At 63.2% G+C, this 15,344-nt stretch carries 13 protein-coding genes and 3 pseudogenes; 6 read left to right on the top strand and 10 right to left on the bottom strand.

From position 1 onward, the window contains the following. Positions 1-6: 6 nt before the first annotated feature. A pseudogene (locus tag AB0B25_RS30770) lies at positions 7-543 on the bottom strand (transposase); the annotation flags it as partial. 334 nt (positions 544-877) lie between these two features. After that, positions 878-1,825 (bottom strand): threonine/serine dehydratase, encoded by a 948-nt coding sequence (locus tag AB0B25_RS30765; protein ID WP_357186977.1) that lies wholly within the window; start codon positions 1,823-1,825, stop codon positions 878-880. A gap of 211 nt (positions 1,826-2,036) precedes the next feature. Here AB0B25_RS30765 and AB0B25_RS30760 point away from each other — a divergent pair, with 211 nt between their 5' ends. Together AB0B25_RS30760 and AB0B25_RS30755 are read left to right on the top strand one after the other, a co-directional pair. Next, positions 2,037-2,423, top strand: a complete 387-nt coding sequence (locus AB0B25_RS30760) for a hypothetical protein (protein WP_357186974.1) — start codon at positions 2,037-2,039, stop codon at positions 2,421-2,423. A 149-nt stretch (positions 2,424-2,572) separates the two neighbouring features. After that, entirely contained in the window at positions 2,573-3,262 is a 690-nt protein-coding gene (locus AB0B25_RS30755) for a methyltransferase domain-containing protein (protein WP_357186971.1), read from the top strand. Between the two features lie 173 nt (positions 3,263-3,435). Here the strand turns inward: AB0B25_RS30755 and AB0B25_RS30750 are convergent, their stop codons facing one another. Then, positions 3,436-4,107, bottom strand: coding sequence for an IS630 family transposase (locus AB0B25_RS30750; protein ID WP_357186968.1), 672 nt, complete (start codon positions 4,105-4,107; stop codon positions 3,436-3,438). Then, a pseudogene (locus AB0B25_RS30745) lies at positions 4,098-4,439 on the bottom strand (helix-turn-helix domain-containing protein); the annotation flags it as partial. The gene AB0B25_RS30750 and the pseudogene AB0B25_RS30745, both read right to left, overlap by 10 nt. A 125-nt stretch (positions 4,440-4,564) precedes the next feature. On the opposite strand from AB0B25_RS30745, the gene AB0B25_RS30740 reads away from it, so the two are divergent. Continuing rightward, a complete protein-coding gene (locus tag AB0B25_RS30740; RefSeq protein WP_357186966.1) occupies positions 4,565-4,801 on the top strand; it encodes a helix-turn-helix domain-containing protein in 237 nt (78 codons plus the stop codon). Positions 4,802-5,543: 742 nt separating this feature from the next. Here AB0B25_RS30740 and AB0B25_RS30735 read toward each other — a convergent pair. The 6 genes from AB0B25_RS30735 to AB0B25_RS30710 form a co-directional block, all read right to left on the bottom strand. Then, a complete protein-coding gene (locus tag AB0B25_RS30735) occupies positions 5,544-5,813 on the bottom strand; it encodes a hypothetical protein (RefSeq protein WP_357186963.1) in 270 nt (89 codons plus the stop codon). Continuing rightward, entirely contained in the window at positions 5,810-5,914 is a 105-nt protein-coding gene (locus tag AB0B25_RS30730; RefSeq protein WP_357186985.1) for a helix-turn-helix domain-containing protein, read from the bottom strand. Before AB0B25_RS30730 ends, AB0B25_RS30735 begins: the two co-directional genes overlap by 4 nt. Before the next feature lie 114 nt (positions 5,915-6,028). Beyond that, positions 6,029-6,382 carry a transposase gene (locus AB0B25_RS30725; RefSeq protein ID WP_357186960.1) on the bottom strand — a complete coding sequence of 118 codons (354 nt, stop codon included), beginning with the start codon at positions 6,380-6,382 and terminating at the stop codon, positions 6,029-6,031. A 302-nt stretch (positions 6,383-6,684) separates the two neighbouring features. Further along, on the bottom strand, positions 6,685-7,503 hold the full coding sequence (locus AB0B25_RS30720; protein ID WP_357186982.1) for an ISL3 family transposase: 819 nt from the start codon (positions 7,501-7,503) through the stop codon (positions 6,685-6,687). A 605-nt stretch (positions 7,504-8,108) separates the two neighbouring features. Further along, positions 8,109-8,429 (bottom strand): helix-turn-helix domain-containing protein, encoded by a 321-nt coding sequence (locus tag AB0B25_RS30715; RefSeq protein WP_357186980.1) that lies wholly within the window; start codon positions 8,427-8,429, stop codon positions 8,109-8,111. A 391-nt stretch (positions 8,430-8,820) separates the two neighbouring features. Continuing rightward, on the bottom strand, positions 8,821-9,093 hold the full coding sequence (locus AB0B25_RS30710; protein ID WP_357186957.1) for a hypothetical protein: 273 nt from the start codon (positions 9,091-9,093) through the stop codon (positions 8,821-8,823). A 1,768-nt stretch (positions 9,094-10,861) separates the two neighbouring features. Between AB0B25_RS30710 and AB0B25_RS30705 the strand changes: the two genes are divergently transcribed. The 3 genes and pseudogenes from AB0B25_RS30705 (at position 10,862) to AB0B25_RS30695 (ending at position 14,782) form a co-directional block, all read left to right on the top strand. Then, entirely contained in the window at positions 10,862-12,250 is a 1,389-nt protein-coding gene (locus AB0B25_RS30705) for a hypothetical protein (RefSeq protein WP_357186954.1), read from the top strand. Positions 12,251-12,861: 611 nt separating this feature from the next. Next, positions 12,862-14,183 (top strand): annotated as a pseudogene (locus tag AB0B25_RS30700) (IS256 family transposase). Further along, positions 14,180-14,782 carry a hypothetical protein gene (locus tag AB0B25_RS30695; protein ID WP_357186951.1) on the top strand — a complete coding sequence of 201 codons (603 nt, stop codon included), beginning with the start codon at positions 14,180-14,182 and terminating at the stop codon, positions 14,780-14,782. Before AB0B25_RS30700 ends, AB0B25_RS30695 begins: the two are co-directional and overlap by 4 nt. Positions 14,783-15,344 lie beyond the last annotated feature (562 nt).

The raw sequence follows: 15,344 nt of genomic DNA, 5'->3' as shown, positions 1-15,344 counted from the left end.
GACCTACAGATACACGTAATCGGTGCCCGAGAGGTCGCGGGCGGCGAAGGTACGGGCCTCGTCCTGCCACTGGGTCGTGAGCCGGGTGATCGAGGGCGCGGACAGGCCCGCGCCGGTGCCGAGGAACTGCTCCAACGCCGCCCCGAAATCGCCCGAGGACAGCCCATGCAGATACAGCAACGGCAGCACCTCCGTCACCTGCGGTGATTTGCGCGCCCACGCGGGCAGGATCGCGGAGGAAAATCGTTGCCGCTCACCGGTATCAGGGCCGACACGCTTGTCGTTGACCCGCGGTGCCCGCACCATCACAGCGCCCGCGGCGGTGAGCACTTCCCGCTCGGCGTGGTAGCCGTTGCGGACCACCAGGCGGTGACCGTTCTCGTCGAGTTGGTCGGCGAACTGGGCGATATAGGCGGCGACCTCGGCCTTCAACGCGGCGGCGAGCATCTGCCGGGCGCCGTCGCGGACGATCTCATCGAGCAACGAGCGGGTCGACCCGGCGTCGTCATTGGTCGATTGGGTGTTCTGAACTACCGTGAGCACGGACGTACCTTCCCGACCGGCGTTAGCGCGCCGGCATGATCAAGACTTCTGACAGATAGATCATCCGGGAAGGTGCGTCCTTCCCGTCATCCACATGTCTTGATCATTTCTCTGGTCGTACACCATCTTGCTGGGCTCAACCATGATTCGCTCTGCTTCGACGAGCGGATTCGGCTGTCGGGTGGTTGCATGGCGGGCTGTGCGTGAAGACGGTGTCGGCGAGTAGGCGGCAGAAGAGGGTGTCACACCTCTCGGGGTCGCGGACCGTAACTCTCGCCTGACTGAGCAGTAGCCAACGTTCGTAGACCGTATGCGGTGTACCACCACCCACGGTTCAGGCCAGCAGGGTGGCCAGGAGGGCGGGGTCGATGTTGCCACCCGAAACTATGGCCACGGTTTTGCCGGGCGGTAGTTCGTGGCTGTGGAACAGGCAGGCCGCGGTCGTCACGGCGCCGCTGGGTTCGGCGATCAGGCGGGCTCGGCGGGCGAGGGCCCGGACCGCCGCTCGGATCTCGTCTTCACCGACGGTCACCATGCCGTCGAGAACCTTGCGCAGGTGAGCGAACGTCAATTCCGACGGCTGTGCGCGAAGCCCGTCGGCGATCGTACGGGCCCGGTCCGCTACCGACCAGTCGACCTGATGTCCCAGACGCAGACCTTCGGCGGTGTCCGCGGCCAGCTCGGGCTCGATACCGATCACCTGGGCCTGCGGGCGAAGCGCCTTGACTGCGACCCCTACCCCGGATGCGAGACCGCCACCGCTGACCGGGACCAGCACCACATCGACGTCCGGAAGATCTTCCGCGATCTCCAACCCGACCGTGCCCTGGCCCGCGACGACCGTAGCGTCGTCGTAGGGCGGGATCAGGGTGAGCCCGCGCTCGACCGCGAGGGCGTGGGCCGTCGCCTCGTGTTCGCCGATGGGTACCTCGACCACCTCCGCGCCATATGCCCTGGTGGCCTCGGCCTTGATGCGCGGCGCAACGTCGGGCATCACGATCACCGCGGGTATGCCGTACCGCTTTGCCGCGTAGGCGACGGCTTGGGCGTGGTTGCCGCTGGAGTACGCGATGACGCCGCAAGCGCGCCGCTCGGCGTCGAGGCACGCGATCGCGTTCATCGCACCACGCAACTTGAACGCCCCGATCGGCTGAAAGCTTTCCGGCTTGAGCCACAACGATCGGCCAGTGTCCGTAAGGGACGACAGCAACGGCGTCCGCAGCACGACGCCCTCCATCCGCCCAGCGGCCGCCCGAACGTCCGCCAAGGTCACAAACTTCATACCCCACTATCGCGGGCCATCCTCGACCGGGATGAGGATCGGGCCGCCCATACACACGAAGTGTTGAAGATCACCAATCTGCGCGACCTCTGAGTCGGGGTGCCGTTAAGGATGGCGTAACCCGGGACATATAGCGAGAGAAAACCGAGGTCAGACGGCAACTATGTGATCTTGAGCCGAGTTGTCGCTATCGACGCATCGGCATCCCCGGATGGGCGTGACGCTGCCGCGTGCAGCGCCCACCTGCGGAAACGCCCACGGCCCCGAGCATCTTGGGGACATTCGTTGCCGTCACGCCCCGATTGCCTCGTGTGGCGCGATTCTTGCCGGCACCCCGAATTCGGTGGACGCTACGTCACCATCCGGACCGACGATGGAGCGTGAGTGGGGAGCTTTCTCCCTGACAAAAAGCGCGGCACGGGCGGGCTGGGTGCGTTGTTCGCCGCCATCCACCTACCCCGAGCCTCGCGACATCTTCATCCTCGTGCCCTACCGCTTCGATGACGACGGAGCGTTCGTGGCGCAGATCCCCTATGCGAGAGGGCTGTTCGTGCCGCTCACCGGTAAAGAGCGAGTTTTACTGGTTCGCTGCCGGTGAGGAACCGACCTCGCAACGACGAGAGGAACCGGCTCAAGAACAATTAGAGGATCGGCCGACCTCGAACGAGCACGTGTGTCGGCAATCCGCACTGAGCCGCCACCTCACCGATTGACTTCATGTCGACATTAAGTCGCACAATGACGGCCATGTCTACATTGCTTACCCTCCTCGACGCCATTGACGACCTGCCCCAGGCTCGTAACCTGCGGGAACACACTTACCAAGCGTTGGGCGACACGGTTGTCGACGTCGGCTGCGGGGGCGGGCGCGTCGTCGGCGAGTTGGCCGCCCGTGGGGTGCGGGCCATCGGCATCGACCTGGACCCCGCCATGATCGAGATCGCCATCGAGCGCTGGCCCACGAGCGAGTTCCACGTCGCCGACGCCACCGCGCTCCCGCTCGACGACGGCTCGGTTACCGGCTACCGCGCCGACAAGGTCTTGCACGCCCTCGCCGAGCCCGAACGAGCTGTCGTCGAGGCCCGCCGGGTCCTGGCCAGAAACGGCCGCGCAGTGCTCGTGGGCCAGGACTGGGACACATTCGTGATCGACTCCGACGATCCCGAACTCACCCGTACCCTCGTCCACGCACGCGCGGACGGCATGCCCAGCCCGCGGGTTGCTCGCCGATACCGGAACCTCCTGCTGGACAACGGGTTCGCCAATGTCACCGTCGAAGTCCACACGATCGCGTGGACCGGCGCCGCGTGCCTGCCGATACTCGCCAACATCGCAGGAGAAGGCGCCTGGCTCAACGACCAAGCCGGCAGGGCACGCAGCGACCGGCTGTTCGTCGCCGTCCCGTTCTTTCTCGCCTCCGGGACTCGCGCCGATTGACAACCGACTCGGCGTCGGCGATCGTCGTCGGAAATGTGGATGGAGTATGTCGTCGACCGGTTCACGAGTTCTCAGGCTCAGACGCGCTCTCAAAGACGTGCTCACTACCGCCGACGACCTGCATGAGCGCGGGATCGGTGTTCGTATCCTCACCGGCAGTTATTGAGTCGAAACTATGTCATTTCCTCTCGGGTCGTGTAGCGGACGTGTGGGGCATGGAAGTAGCTGCGCACCATGTCGGGTTGGCGCTGGCGGCGGTGCAGGAACCGGCGGGTTTCGCGGGCGAGATCGTCGCGGGAGCGAGCGTGGGAGGGGTGAACGTGCCGTTTGATGTCGGCATTCAGGATCTCGTCGGGGTTGAGTTCGGGGCTGTAGCCGGGCATGAGGTGCAACTCGATGCGGTGGGCGTTGGCGGCCAACCAGGCGGTCACCGCCTTGCTGCGGTGCACCGGGTGGCGGTCGGCGATCACATGGACTTTGCGTCCGGCTTGGCGGGCGAGCCGGTCGAGAAAGGTGATGAACACCTTCGCGGTGAAGCGGCCGGTGAACACCGAAAACCACAGTGCGCCACGAAAAGCGATGGCGGACATGACATTCACGCGCAGGCGTTTGCCGTTGACCCGCACCACCGGCGTGGCGCCGTTCGGTGCCCAGCTACGCCCCGGCGGGGCGGTGTCGCTGCGCAGCCCGCACTGATCGGTCCACGCCACCGCGGCGTTCTCGTCGCGGGCGCGGGCAACGATGGCGGGGTACTCGATGTCCAACCACGCCCGCACCTTCTCGGGTTTCTGCTGATAAGCCCGTCGCGCCGGGCGCTGCGGGGAAAACCGTGGCGACGCAGCCATTTGCCCACGCCCTGCTCGGTCATGACGACCCCGACGACCATGCGGATCAGCTCGACGACCAGGGTGCGGGTCCACAACGGGCCCCCGATCAGCAGTTCCTCGGGGGTGTAGTCGGCCATCGCGGTGAACAGCACTGCCCGGTCCTCGGCGCTGATCAGCTCGTCTCGGCCGGTGCGGGATTTCACCGGCGCGGCGAGCGCTTCCCGCCCGCCTGCGGAGTACCTGCGCCACCACGTGCCCACCGACCGCTGCGAGACACCGAACATCTCGGCAGCCTCGCCGTAGGTGCGTACCCGTTCCGACTCCAGCGCGGCCACCACCCGCAACCGCACCACCTCCTGCGCAGCAGGCGACAACCGCCGCAGGTCCTGATCGCTCACGCACCCTCAACGATCAAGGCAACCAAGAAGTTTCGGTTCAATACCACCCCACCGGGGAAGACAAATTCTTCTTCACCATGATGACCGCCTCTGCCGAACTCGAACGCCACCTCATCCACCAGCGCACCATGGCCGGCCTGCAAGCCGCCCGCGCCCAAAACCGCCTCGGCGGACGCCCCACCATCATGGACCCCGACAAAATCGCCGCCGCCCGAGCCCGCCACGCCGCCGGCCAAACCCCCACCCAAATTGCCACAGCACTCGGCGTCTCACGCGCCACGAGCTATCGGCACCTCACACCACAATCAGCCTGAAATGTCTCAAACCGGCAACCAGTGAATGAGAATTTCGTGTGATGAGATCCGATGTCTAGAATTGCCCAAGCCATCCTCGATGGCGCCGGACGCATGGTTCAGACATTGGGCAGGTTCGCTCGACACGATGCAGACTTTGTCTGGTTACGACCCAGGGAATTTCACCGCTTTACTCACGAAGTCGATGTGACCGACGTAGCGCGTTCGCAAAATACCCGCCCGCGAAAACCAACCCAACGGTCGTCATGGAGCATTCGCCCGACAACAAACACGCCTTTACCCAAAACGGGACAGATCCCCAACAGGAATCTTCGACGCACTCGTATGAACTTCACCGAAAAGTATGCCAAAGACCCGGATGAATTGAATATGAAAATGACAGGGCTGTGCAGGATTGGCATCTTGTCCCGGGATCGCAAATTCGACCTGCGTATTCCACGATGGTTCACGAGTTCGGTCATGTTCTGGAAATCGAAGGTAAATTCAAAGCAACCCGTGACGCTAATAAACCTTGCTGGAGCATTATGCCGAGAAAGTCGGCGACGGGAACATCAGGAGAGGCTCCAACTCGAAGAATTAAGCAAGCAGACCGAAACCGAGGTGGTCGCGCCCCCTACCAACCGACAGTCATCACCGACCTGCGTCCGTCAGTGCGAATGAACCTGGGAGTGGGCCTCTTCGAGAGAACATCCCGCCAGAAGCGCCGTGACCCCCGCTCGTAAAATTGGGGCATTCGACGATGTCACAGATCACACTGCGCCAGCTCCCCGGGCTGATACTCGGTCTGCGACGCTGGATCCACCGGCTGGAACAACGGCCGCAACTGCTGCACCCGCTCGAAGAACACCATCCGGCCGCGCTCCCAGCCAACACGCTCCATAATCACCGTCGTCGGCATATCCGGAAACTCCGCCAGCACCGCCCGGATCGCCGGCTCGAACTCATCCACCACCGAACCCCGCGGCTTGCGTTGATACCACGGCGACTCATGCGCAACCAGCGCCTTCTTCACCGTGTCCTTGTGTCCTTCGAAATCCCCATCCGCCGGGCTATCGCCCGAATTGCCATTCCCTCCGAGCGATGCAACCGACGGATCTCCGCCCAGTCCTCCACGTTCAACACCTCATGATCGTTCACGGGTGGGTCAACATTCACCCGGAACAAGAGGGTCAGTTTTCAGGATCTGGCACAAATTTAGTGATTCGGCGGTCCGGGTTGCTCAGTCGCTCAATAGGATTCGCTTGCGGAGTAGGTCGTTTTCGCGCGGCCGAACATTTGCCGTTTGAGCATTTTGATGCGGTTGACGTGCCCTTCGACTGTTCCACTGCTCCAGGACATGGTCAGGCCGGCGGTGACCGCGTCCTGGTCGCGGCGCAGGCCTCGGACGAACGAGTGCAGCGCGGGTTGGTCGTCGGCGTCGACGGCGGCCATCCACCGTTCGAGATCTCGACCGCGCCGCTGGCCCATGATCTCGGCGAACCTGCGGACATGTCCGGTCAGAGCGGCCAGTTCCGGGCTGACTGCCAGGATCGAATCGAGGCTTGCCCGATATTCGGCAGCGATGGTGTCGGGGTTGGTCATGATCCAGCTGACGACCTTTCGGACGGTCGGCGGCTTGGGGCGGCGGGGCCGGGATGTGTGCGCTGCTGCGGAAGGGCTGCAGGTATTTGCGCACCATCTTCTCGCTGCCCTGGTAGCCGCGGGCCTTGATCTCTTCGAACAATTGAGTCGCGTTGGTGCAGCCCTCATTCCACCGCCGATGCAGGTCGGGTTTGAATGCCTCGAGCACGCTGACGCGATATCCGGTGCGGTTGTTGACCAGCAACTCGTCGACCGACTCGGCGCGGGCGAAGCGGCCTGCTGTGCCGCGGGCCAGCCCCAGCTCACGGCTGATCGCGCGGATTGTTGTGCCCTGGGGCCAGCAGCGCATGGACCTGGGCCCAGCGCTGGCGGGTGCGCACCGCGGTGCGATCCTGCCGTTGACCGGGCGCGACCGGCCCATAATGTAGTTCGGCCGCAACCTGCGCGATATCGGGCCGGTTCTGCGGTTCGGGGTCGGTGGTCGCGGCGGACAGGCTGGCGCGGTGGCGTGCCACGGTGCGTTCGACCGCCTCGCCGAGGTTGTGCCAGATGTGCCAGCGATCGGCGACCTGTACCGCCTCCGGCGCTCCGGTCGTGGCGCCCTCGGCGTAGGCGCCGGCGCGGTCGCGGCAGACAATCTCCACGCCCGGGTGAGCCCGCAACCAGGCTGCGAGGGTGTCGGCGCTCCGGTCGTCGAGAACCTCGATCGGGCGGCGAGTCTGCATGTCGATCAGGATCGTTCCGTAGTTGTGGCCGCGGCGAAGCGCGAAGTCGTCCACACCCAGCACCCGCGGAACCGGGTGCTGGGGATCGGGCAGCGCCCGGATCTGGCGCAGCAACGTCATCCGACTCACCGTCGCGGCCAACTGCCGGGTCAACCGCGCTCCCGCACGGCCGCCCAATGCCAGCGCGACCGCACACAAGGAACGCTGCAGGATCAGCGGGCGGCGGGCGCGCCTGGCCGCGAGCTGCGGCACTTGCTCGGCGAAAGTTGTTTTGCCGCAATTGAAGTTGTCACAGAACAGTCTGCGGATCCGCAACCCGATCACGACCTCGCGACCAGTGATCGAGGTATCCGACAACCGCCGCCGATACCGGCTGTGAACACGGCCGGACAGCATCCCGCAGCCAAGACAGCCGACCGGGCTCTCACCGGTAGCAGCCTCGATCCGCACCGTTGAACCCGCCGCACGGACCACCTCGATCCTCAATCCGTCCAGATGCGGGAACAGGACCCTTATCGGTCCAAGATCAGAACACCCGCGACATGATGAACTACCAACCGCCCCTCCGCATCCCGAACCGGGTCAATCACCAAGTCTGTGCCAGATCCAGTATTCAGCCGGACGCGACATCTGCGGGGTTTTCGTGTTCTTCATTCTGCGGGCGCTCGGCGAGCTGGTGTTGCATCGACCGTCCTCGGGGTCGTTCGTTTTTATGCCCGCGAGTTCTATGGGGAGAAGCTGGCGTTCACGGTCGGCTCGAAATGCACATCCTGCCTGGATGCGAGGCCGAAACATCCAGCGTGGCCGCGGATCTGGGCAGGTCAGTCCACCTAGCTGCTTTGACGGCTCGATCGCAGTGGAGAGGATGAACGGGTTCGGTGGCGGCGAGATCATCGCGAAAATGCTGCAGACAGCAGCACGTATCGCTGCCGCGATCGGCGAGGGGGCCTCGCGACTCACCGAAACACACCGGTTCTTCCCGCATGAGATACGGGAGGGCCTCACGCGATTCCAACGCCGTGACAGGCAGTTCGTATCCGAGTTCGACAGGGTTGATCCGGAAACCCGTGCACACACGGGTCTCGACGAGTCGACTGTCGAGCAGCACGGTGACTTCGAACTCGATGTCGCCCGGATCTCTCGCGTGAGATCGTGGACGGGGATCTTCCGAGTTTCTCGGCGATCGTGCGAGCGCTGTCGTCGGCGGCTACTCCCCGGGAAATCTCTTCACGCTCACCTGCGGTGATGTGGCCGATTCTCCGTGTTCGTGGGACCGGTCGGATACCGCCGGACTCGCGCAGGAAGCGACGAATTCGGGGCATCGTTTCTCCAAGGAACCGCTCGATTTCTCGTATCGATTCTCCGCGGCGATGAAGATCCCAGATCAGGTTCTGCTGGTCCACACTGAACCCGAGCGCCTTGCTACCCATCCAAGCCTCCACGATCACGCATCTTCTCACCAGCAGTGATGCGTTGACCTGTTGAGACCAAGAACATTTAATGAACACCGGAAGTGCTGAGCGGACGACTCGGACGTCCATGCGTGTTGGGCGGGACTGCCAAAGATGAATCCAGGGCAATGTCCTTCGACCCTTGGCTGACGGGAACGGGCTGCGCACCCCTTGAGTGCGCAGCCTGTTTGTTTCAGACGTACCGGACGGGATCTTGTGAACGTGACCGTTCGGGCCTCGGGTAGCACTAGCACTACCCCGGTCATCGGGTGATCATCGATCGGTTCGCCAACAATCTCGAACCGATCTCATGGCGGATCAAGCCGTCGATCGTTGCGACGACTAGAACCTCGCCGGCGGCGTTGACGACGCGGACCTCACGCTCCGCGAACGCACGGTCGGCCTTGAACTTCCAGAACGCACGCCCCGCCAGCCAGTATTGAGCCGCCGACATCCCTGGTTGCCAGCCGACACTCGTGCGCCCCAGCGCGTCGGTCTGGATTGCTCGCCACTCGCCCAGCTTGATCTCCAGCATCCCGCCTCTCGGTCGAAACCGATTCAACTGTTACAGCAGTATGGACAGTTGCAACAGTTTGCAAGGTTGAACTTGCGCGACAATGTCCATCAGGACCAGCGCGGGGGCCGGACTCGATCTCGAAACCTTGGTATCGAGACAGGAACTGCCGTTGGTCGATCCGACTTTTCGACACGTTTACGACCGCGCCGCAAAGGGGTTGCGGCCCTGCAGTTTCGGCTCGACATGCTGACCTGTCCGACAACCGAGATTGATTCTCGACGCGGGATCAGGAGAATCTTGGCGGTGAGGACCGGTTCGCGGGGTATCTGTGGCCGCCGCCGCAGCATCCACTTCTGTGGGAACTTAATCCGCGCCCGGCTTGGCGGCAGTGGCAGGTACGTCGCGCAGTGCGCTACGAGCCCTACCGACCCCCCGGTCAACGAGGGCGCCGCGACCAACTCCCGCATCGCCACCGGGGGGTACTGGCCCGCCTTCGCCGCCAGCTGCCGGGCTACAGACCAGCCGTCCTCACCGCGAAATCATTCTGGCTGCTGATCGCCGAACGCACCGGTGAGGGCTACACCGACGCCGCTGCCGGGTAGGTGTGGTTCGATCACCCTTTGGCATCCCTGTAAGCAGGGTTGGCCCGTCGGGAAGGTCAGCTACTTGATCTGCCATCAGTGCCGCATCGGCCGCCGGATTCATCCAAGTGAAAATGTGTGCAGTGGTGCTATTTTTTAACGATTTTTAAAGTGATATTGATTGGAAGTCTCACGGTCGAAAAACGGCTGAGAACGAAGGCTTCTCGTGCACCTGTTGCAGGTGTTCGCATCTCGGATGCGCTTGCAGGCGGGATTCCATGTGAGGATCGGTAGGGCGGTGAGCGATGCGTGGCAGAGATTCAGCGATCATCTGTCAGGAAGGATCAGAGAAGCCGGTGGGGCTGCATCAGAAATATCCCGAGCAGCCAGTAGCGCCCGAGCAAATGAAGCGGCTCATACATTCGGAGCCAAAGACGAAGACATCGCGGAAGTGGTCCGCGGGCCCGAGAAAGGGATCACGAGCCGAGCGCTTCGGGATCGGAGACACCGACACATCACCGTGATTCGGGTGAACCGGAGCCGCATCCGCTTTTCCCAGACCGAAGTATGGCCCTGCTCGAGCACATGGGCCCGCATGTCGACGACATCATCAGAAGGTACGACCCCGTCCTCGCACAGAGAATTCTCGACCTCAGGGACACCAGATGGGTAATTCGCTACGGTGCGGAGGGGAGCGGGGTCTGGACAAGACACACCGATAAAATAATCAACATCGACGGTAAGGCAAAGGGAAACGCGCCACAGGTTGTGGCACATCTCGCGCACGAGACCGACCACGCGCATCCAGACGGCCACCAGGCACAGGCGATATCACCCAAAGGGAAAACCCGAAATGAATGGGTGGCGGAACAAACGATGAATAGCTTACAAGGCAAGGCAAACCGGATAGGGGCAACGACCTGGTTCGAGGGTTGTTGGCTGTGGTGGGTGTGCCTGTTGGCGTTGGTTCGGCGGACTGTGCAGGTGCCGGCTGTTTATGGTGCCTGGGGTTCTGTTTTAGGTGTGGTCGGAGGTTCGTCGGTGTCGTTGATCAGGCGCACCGCTTGTCCGCAGTTTTAGCGGTCGATCCCGCCACGAGTACTGTATGTGTTCCTCGCTCCATGGCGGCGGAGGTCACGAGGTCAACTTCACCGCTGTTGGGCTCGCTGCCCCACCCGGCACGGTCACAGTGACGAGGAACGTCGATGAGCGGGTCGGGCGGCGAGGTCATCGCGAGCATGCTGCAGGCAGTCAAGCGCCTCGCCGACGCCCTCGTCGGTAAAGCAGCCCCGAAAATAAGCGAAACACTTCACGAATTCCCGGACACGATACGAGACGGTCTCGGGCGGTTCGCACACCAAGACGAGCAGGGTGTATCCGAGATCGGCAGGGCGGGTTCGGCCATGCACGGGGAGCGCTATACCGGGTTCGAGAAGTGGGGAATATTCGCGCCGGAACCGCTCCGCGGCCCGGACCCGACCCTCGCGGACGGGTTTCTGAACTTGCCCATCGAGGAGCAGATACGTCGACTGGAGCACGCGCACGGGATCCGCACCGACGCGCAGCGCGCACTCGAACTCAGCCTGTACGTGGACGACATATTCCGCGACATCGCCTACATCTCGAGGCACCCGCGCCCGGAAACGGTCCTCGACGGGCCCGAAGGGTGGGCAAGCTGGCTCGATTCCCGCCTTTTCGCCCGACAGAACCTTCACCGCGAGATGTCGGTAGACCTCATGGCAGAAACGCATCGCAGGCTCAGAATCCGGCAGGATCCGGAGAAGGCCGGGCAGATGACCGGGATCCGACGGTGGGGATGGGGCGTGTTGAGTCGACCCCCGACACTGAGCGAGCTGCACTCCCTCAAGCGGAGATCGCTGGTCACCTATGTGCCGGGACCGTTCCGTACCGAACCCTATGGAGTCGTGCTCCAGCCCAGGGTTGCCGGTCAGCCCGGCGGGCGTGAGGTGCGCTGGCTGGATGCGCCGCCCACGCAAGAGGATCTGGCCGCTATCAACGACGATCCGTTGCTGGGATATGTCGCGCCGGGTGTACCGGGACCCAATCACGGAGTGATCCTCTACCCGAACTTCGGCAGCCTAGACAACACACGCGACTACCACCGGGTGGTGTGCGACATATACAACGACGCGAGGAGGGAGACCAGCTTTCAAACGTCCGAGGGTTTTCTCGATGTCTCCTCCGACCCATATGTGACGGCCGCCCAGCTCCAGCAAAATGTCATTTTCGGGCATTCCTGGAGCGGTGACGGTCACGGCCGGCATTCGAGGATCCTGATGAATTTCGCATTGGAGCAGCAAGGCATACCGCCGAGCGCTGCAGCCAATTTCGACCACGACATGCTCGAAGTGTGGAGGTGGGACAATGAGGTCGAAGCAGGAAGCGACCGCTACGCACAGTGGCAAGACAAGCTCGAGCGGTCGGGGGCAGACATCGACCCAGTGGACCTGTTCGATCTGCGGCCGATGATGCAACGGTATCAGCAGAGCGGCGAGCCCGACCTGTTCACATCCGGAGAACTCGACCCGGTCGCGTTCGAGCAATTGCACCACAAACTGCGCTCGCCACAGTGACGAAGGACCTCGCATCAACGACCGACGGGAACAACAGACCATGGTTGATCTGGCCGCTGGGCCGACGGACTGGAGTCGGTGCCAGTCTCCCCAGTTGATTGCCCGAAGTGCGGCCCACGCCGCCTCGTGTGGGCGAGGTCGAGCAGCCCCCGGTGAACTGGCTGGACCTGTTCGACCGCCTACTGCTGCTCATGTCCAGCGGGCATTGGGCTGGAAGACCGTAGGGTACATCGCTACAGTCGCAGTCGTTCCAGTGCTTCTGGTCACTGTAGCGCTGGCGCTGTACTCGGTGGTCGGCCCGTTCATCCTCGGCGCGACCGGAGAAGTCGGCGGTATAGCGATCGGGCTCAGAGCACTGGTTCGACGCAATCGCCAGTCTCCACTGGAGAGTAGCGAATCCGACAAGGCAGGCTCCGCGAGGAGCTGACTTCAAGGTGCTCGGACATGCTCGCCGGTGGTCCGCCCTGCCAGATTCAGTGATCAGCGGGCCGTATCGGAGCAATGATCAGAACTTGTGGATGACCGGGAAGGGAGTACCTTCCCGGATGATCTGAATGCCAAGGATCTGATCAGTCCGGCGCGCCAACGCCGGGCGGGAAGGTACGTCCCGGATGTTCAAGGTAATCGACGGTGGCGCCGGCTCCAATGGGGACGGCGTGGCGGGCAGTGAGGCGCGTTCGCCGATTGACGAGATCGTGCGCGAGGGTGCCCGGCGGATGCTGGCCGCGGCGTTGCAGGCCGAGGTCGCCGCCTACGTCGAGCAGTTCGCCGACGACGTCGATGATGATGGGCGGCGGCTGGTGGTGCGCAACGGCTACCACACCGAACGGACCGTGCTCACCGCAGCGGGTGCGGTCGAGGTGCGCGCGCCGCGGGTCAACGACAAGGGCACCGATCCGGAAACCGGTGAGCGCCGGCGCTTCTCCTCGGCGATTCTGCCCGCTTGGTGCCGAAAATCGCCGCAGATCAGCGAGGTGTTGCCGCTGCTGTATCTGCACGGGTTGTCGACCGGCGATTTCGCCCCAGCCTTGGAACAGTTCCTCGGCACGGGGTCGGGCCTGTCGGCATCGGCGGTCAACCGGCTCACCGGTCAGTGGCAGGACGAGGCGAAAGCTTTCGCTGCCCGCGACCTCTCGTCGGTCGACTATGTATACCTGTGGTCGACGGCATCCACCTGAAAGTGCGCTTGGAGCAGCAGAAACTGTGCCTGCTGGTGATGATCGGCGTGCGGGCCGACGGCCGCAAGGAACTTGTCGCAATCAGCGACGGGTTCCGCGAATCGAACGAGTCGTGGGCGGATCTGCTGCGCGATTGCAGCCGCCGCGGCATGCGCGCGCCGGTGCTCGCGGTCGGTGACGGGGCGCTGGGGTTCTGGAAGGCGATGCGGGAAGTTTTTCCCGAGACCCGGGAACAGCGCTGTTGGTGGCACAAACAAGCGAATGCGCTCGCTGCGCTGCCAAAATCGGCGCATCCCGGCGCTCTGGCGGCGATGAAAGAGATTTACAACGCCGAGGATATCGACAAGGCGCAGGTGGCGATCAAAGCCTTCGAGATCGATTACGGCACAAAGTATCCCAAAGCCGTCGCCAAGATCGTTGATGACGCCGACGTGCTGCTGGAGTTCTATCGGTATCCGGCCGAGCACTGGATCCATTTGAGAACCACGAATCCTAGCGATTCAACCTTCGCGACCGTGCGTTTACGGACCAAGGTGACCAAGGGGCCGGGCTCTCGCGCAGCCGGAATTGCCATGGCCTACAAGCTGATCGAGGCCGCCCAGACCCGGTGGCGCGCGGTCAACGCTCCGCACCTGGTCGCGCTTGTCCGCAACGGCGCCATCTTCCACAAGGGCAAACTGCTGGAACGCCCCACGAACATCACACCCGCATCATCAGAAACCGGCGACCGCGGCACCGGAAGAGACATCGCATGACATCCGATCGCCCGGACGACGACCGGGTTGTGCCGCCACCGCCGTCGATATCCCCTGCCGAGAAACATCTCGAAGCAGTCGTGGCCGAGCTGCGTGGTCAACGTCTCGCCGATGTCGTGTACTGTCCGTTGGCCATCGGCGATGACGGCCGGCTCGCCGAGGAGTGGGATTTCGGCGACTGGCACGAACCGACGATGGGCGTTGAACTGGCCTTCCACAGCGGCCGCCGCTACTCGGCGATCTGGAACAACACCGTTATCGAATTCGGACTCGAGGTCTTCCCGAAGCCGATGGTCGACTGCCTCCTGGTCGCCCTCGGAGGCTGTGTCGTGGTGCCGGTATCGGACCACCCGCACTGGGCCGGGTTGATCGGCAAGAAGATCATCGCTGCCGATATCTGCTGGGACCACGATTCCAGCGGCGCGATCCTAGGACCATCAGCCATCCGACTCGGCTTCCGAGGAACAGCGGTCTGGATCGCCGCCGGATGCTCAGTAAACACAGGATCGGCAGCAGGCTTCCGGCTGGGCACCAACGACGTCATGGTCGTCTTCACCCCGGAAATGAGCTCACAGATAGGAATCCCAGAAAGCCGCTGAGCCTCCGGCCGCCCGACTGGAACAGCGGCCGTCCAAACTCACCAATCCACAGGTATTGACAATATCTCTCCAACACGGCGTTCCCGCCAGACTCATCCCAAGGCCGGATAAAGCCCAGGTTTCGATGTCGTCTTTTCATTTCGACGCTTCAAGAGCGAACCCTTTCGGGGCATTTAGTGCAACGCCTTCCTGATCCCTACCTGACGCCTCAGACGGACGCCTTTTCCCTCATCGCTCACCACGACAGTCGTCAGCTAACGCAGCAGAGGGTGGTTTAGTACCAATGCCGCTCACATAAGGGTTTGACCTGGTCGTCAATTTGCGAACCGGTCGGTGGGTGAGGCGGAGTCGGTTGTGTCGCTTGCGTGTCGTGAGGTGGGAACAGCGGAACTCCGGTAGAGAAGGTTCGTCGGCCAAGACAACCCTTCAAGCTGGAGTTCCGCTGTCTGCTCAGTGTGTCATCAAACAGCCGACGACCAGCTGGCCGTCGTTCCGGTCACCCGCCACGACTGGCACGGTGACTGGAACTACACCATCGGACCCGAACCGGCCCGGCCCGCGG

Origin of the sequence: Nocardia sp. NPDC049190, assembly GCF_040648115.1 — a bacterium.
Lineage (GTDB): Bacteria > Actinomycetota > Actinomycetes > Mycobacteriales > Mycobacteriaceae > Nocardia.
Note: the sequence above shows the minus strand (reverse complement) of the source record. Positions and strands in the feature narration are given on the sequence as shown.

Excerpts from the sequence above, each read along its gene's own strand:
- AB0B25_RS30710 (WP_357186957.1), bottom strand. The coding sequence starts at position 9,093 with ATGCTGGAGATCAAGCTGGGCGAGTGGCGAGCAATCCAGACCGACGCG.
- AB0B25_RS30760 (WP_357186974.1), top strand. The coding sequence starts at position 2,037 with ATGGGCGTGACGCTGCCGCGTGCAGCGCCCACCTGCGGAAACGCCCAC.
- AB0B25_RS30740 (WP_357186966.1), top strand. The coding sequence starts at position 4,565 with ATGATGACCGCCTCTGCCGAACTCGAACGCCACCTCATCCACCAGCGC.
- AB0B25_RS30720 (WP_357186982.1), bottom strand. The coding sequence starts at position 7,503 with ATGCTGTCCGGCCGTGTTCACAGCCGGTATCGGCGGCGGTTGTCGGAT.
- AB0B25_RS30715 (WP_357186980.1), bottom strand. The coding sequence starts at position 8,429 with ATGCCCCGAATTCGTCGCTTCCTGCGCGAGTCCGGCGGTATCCGACCG.
- AB0B25_RS30695 (WP_357186951.1), top strand. The coding sequence starts at position 14,180 with ATGACATCCGATCGCCCGGACGACGACCGGGTTGTGCCGCCACCGCCG.
- AB0B25_RS30755 (WP_357186971.1), top strand. The coding sequence starts at position 2,573 with ATGTCTACATTGCTTACCCTCCTCGACGCCATTGACGACCTGCCCCAG.
- AB0B25_RS30725 (WP_357186960.1), bottom strand. The coding sequence starts at position 6,382 with ATGACCAACCCCGACACCATCGCTGCCGAATATCGGGCAAGCCTCGAT.
- AB0B25_RS30765 (WP_357186977.1), bottom strand. The coding sequence starts at position 1,825 with ATGAAGTTTGTGACCTTGGCGGACGTTCGGGCGGCCGCTGGGCGGATG.
- AB0B25_RS30705 (WP_357186954.1), top strand. The coding sequence starts at position 10,862 with ATGAGCGGGTCGGGCGGCGAGGTCATCGCGAGCATGCTGCAGGCAGTC.
- AB0B25_RS30750 (WP_357186968.1), bottom strand. The coding sequence starts at position 4,107 with ATGGCTGCGTCGCCACGGTTTTCCCCGCAGCGCCCGGCGCGACGGGCT.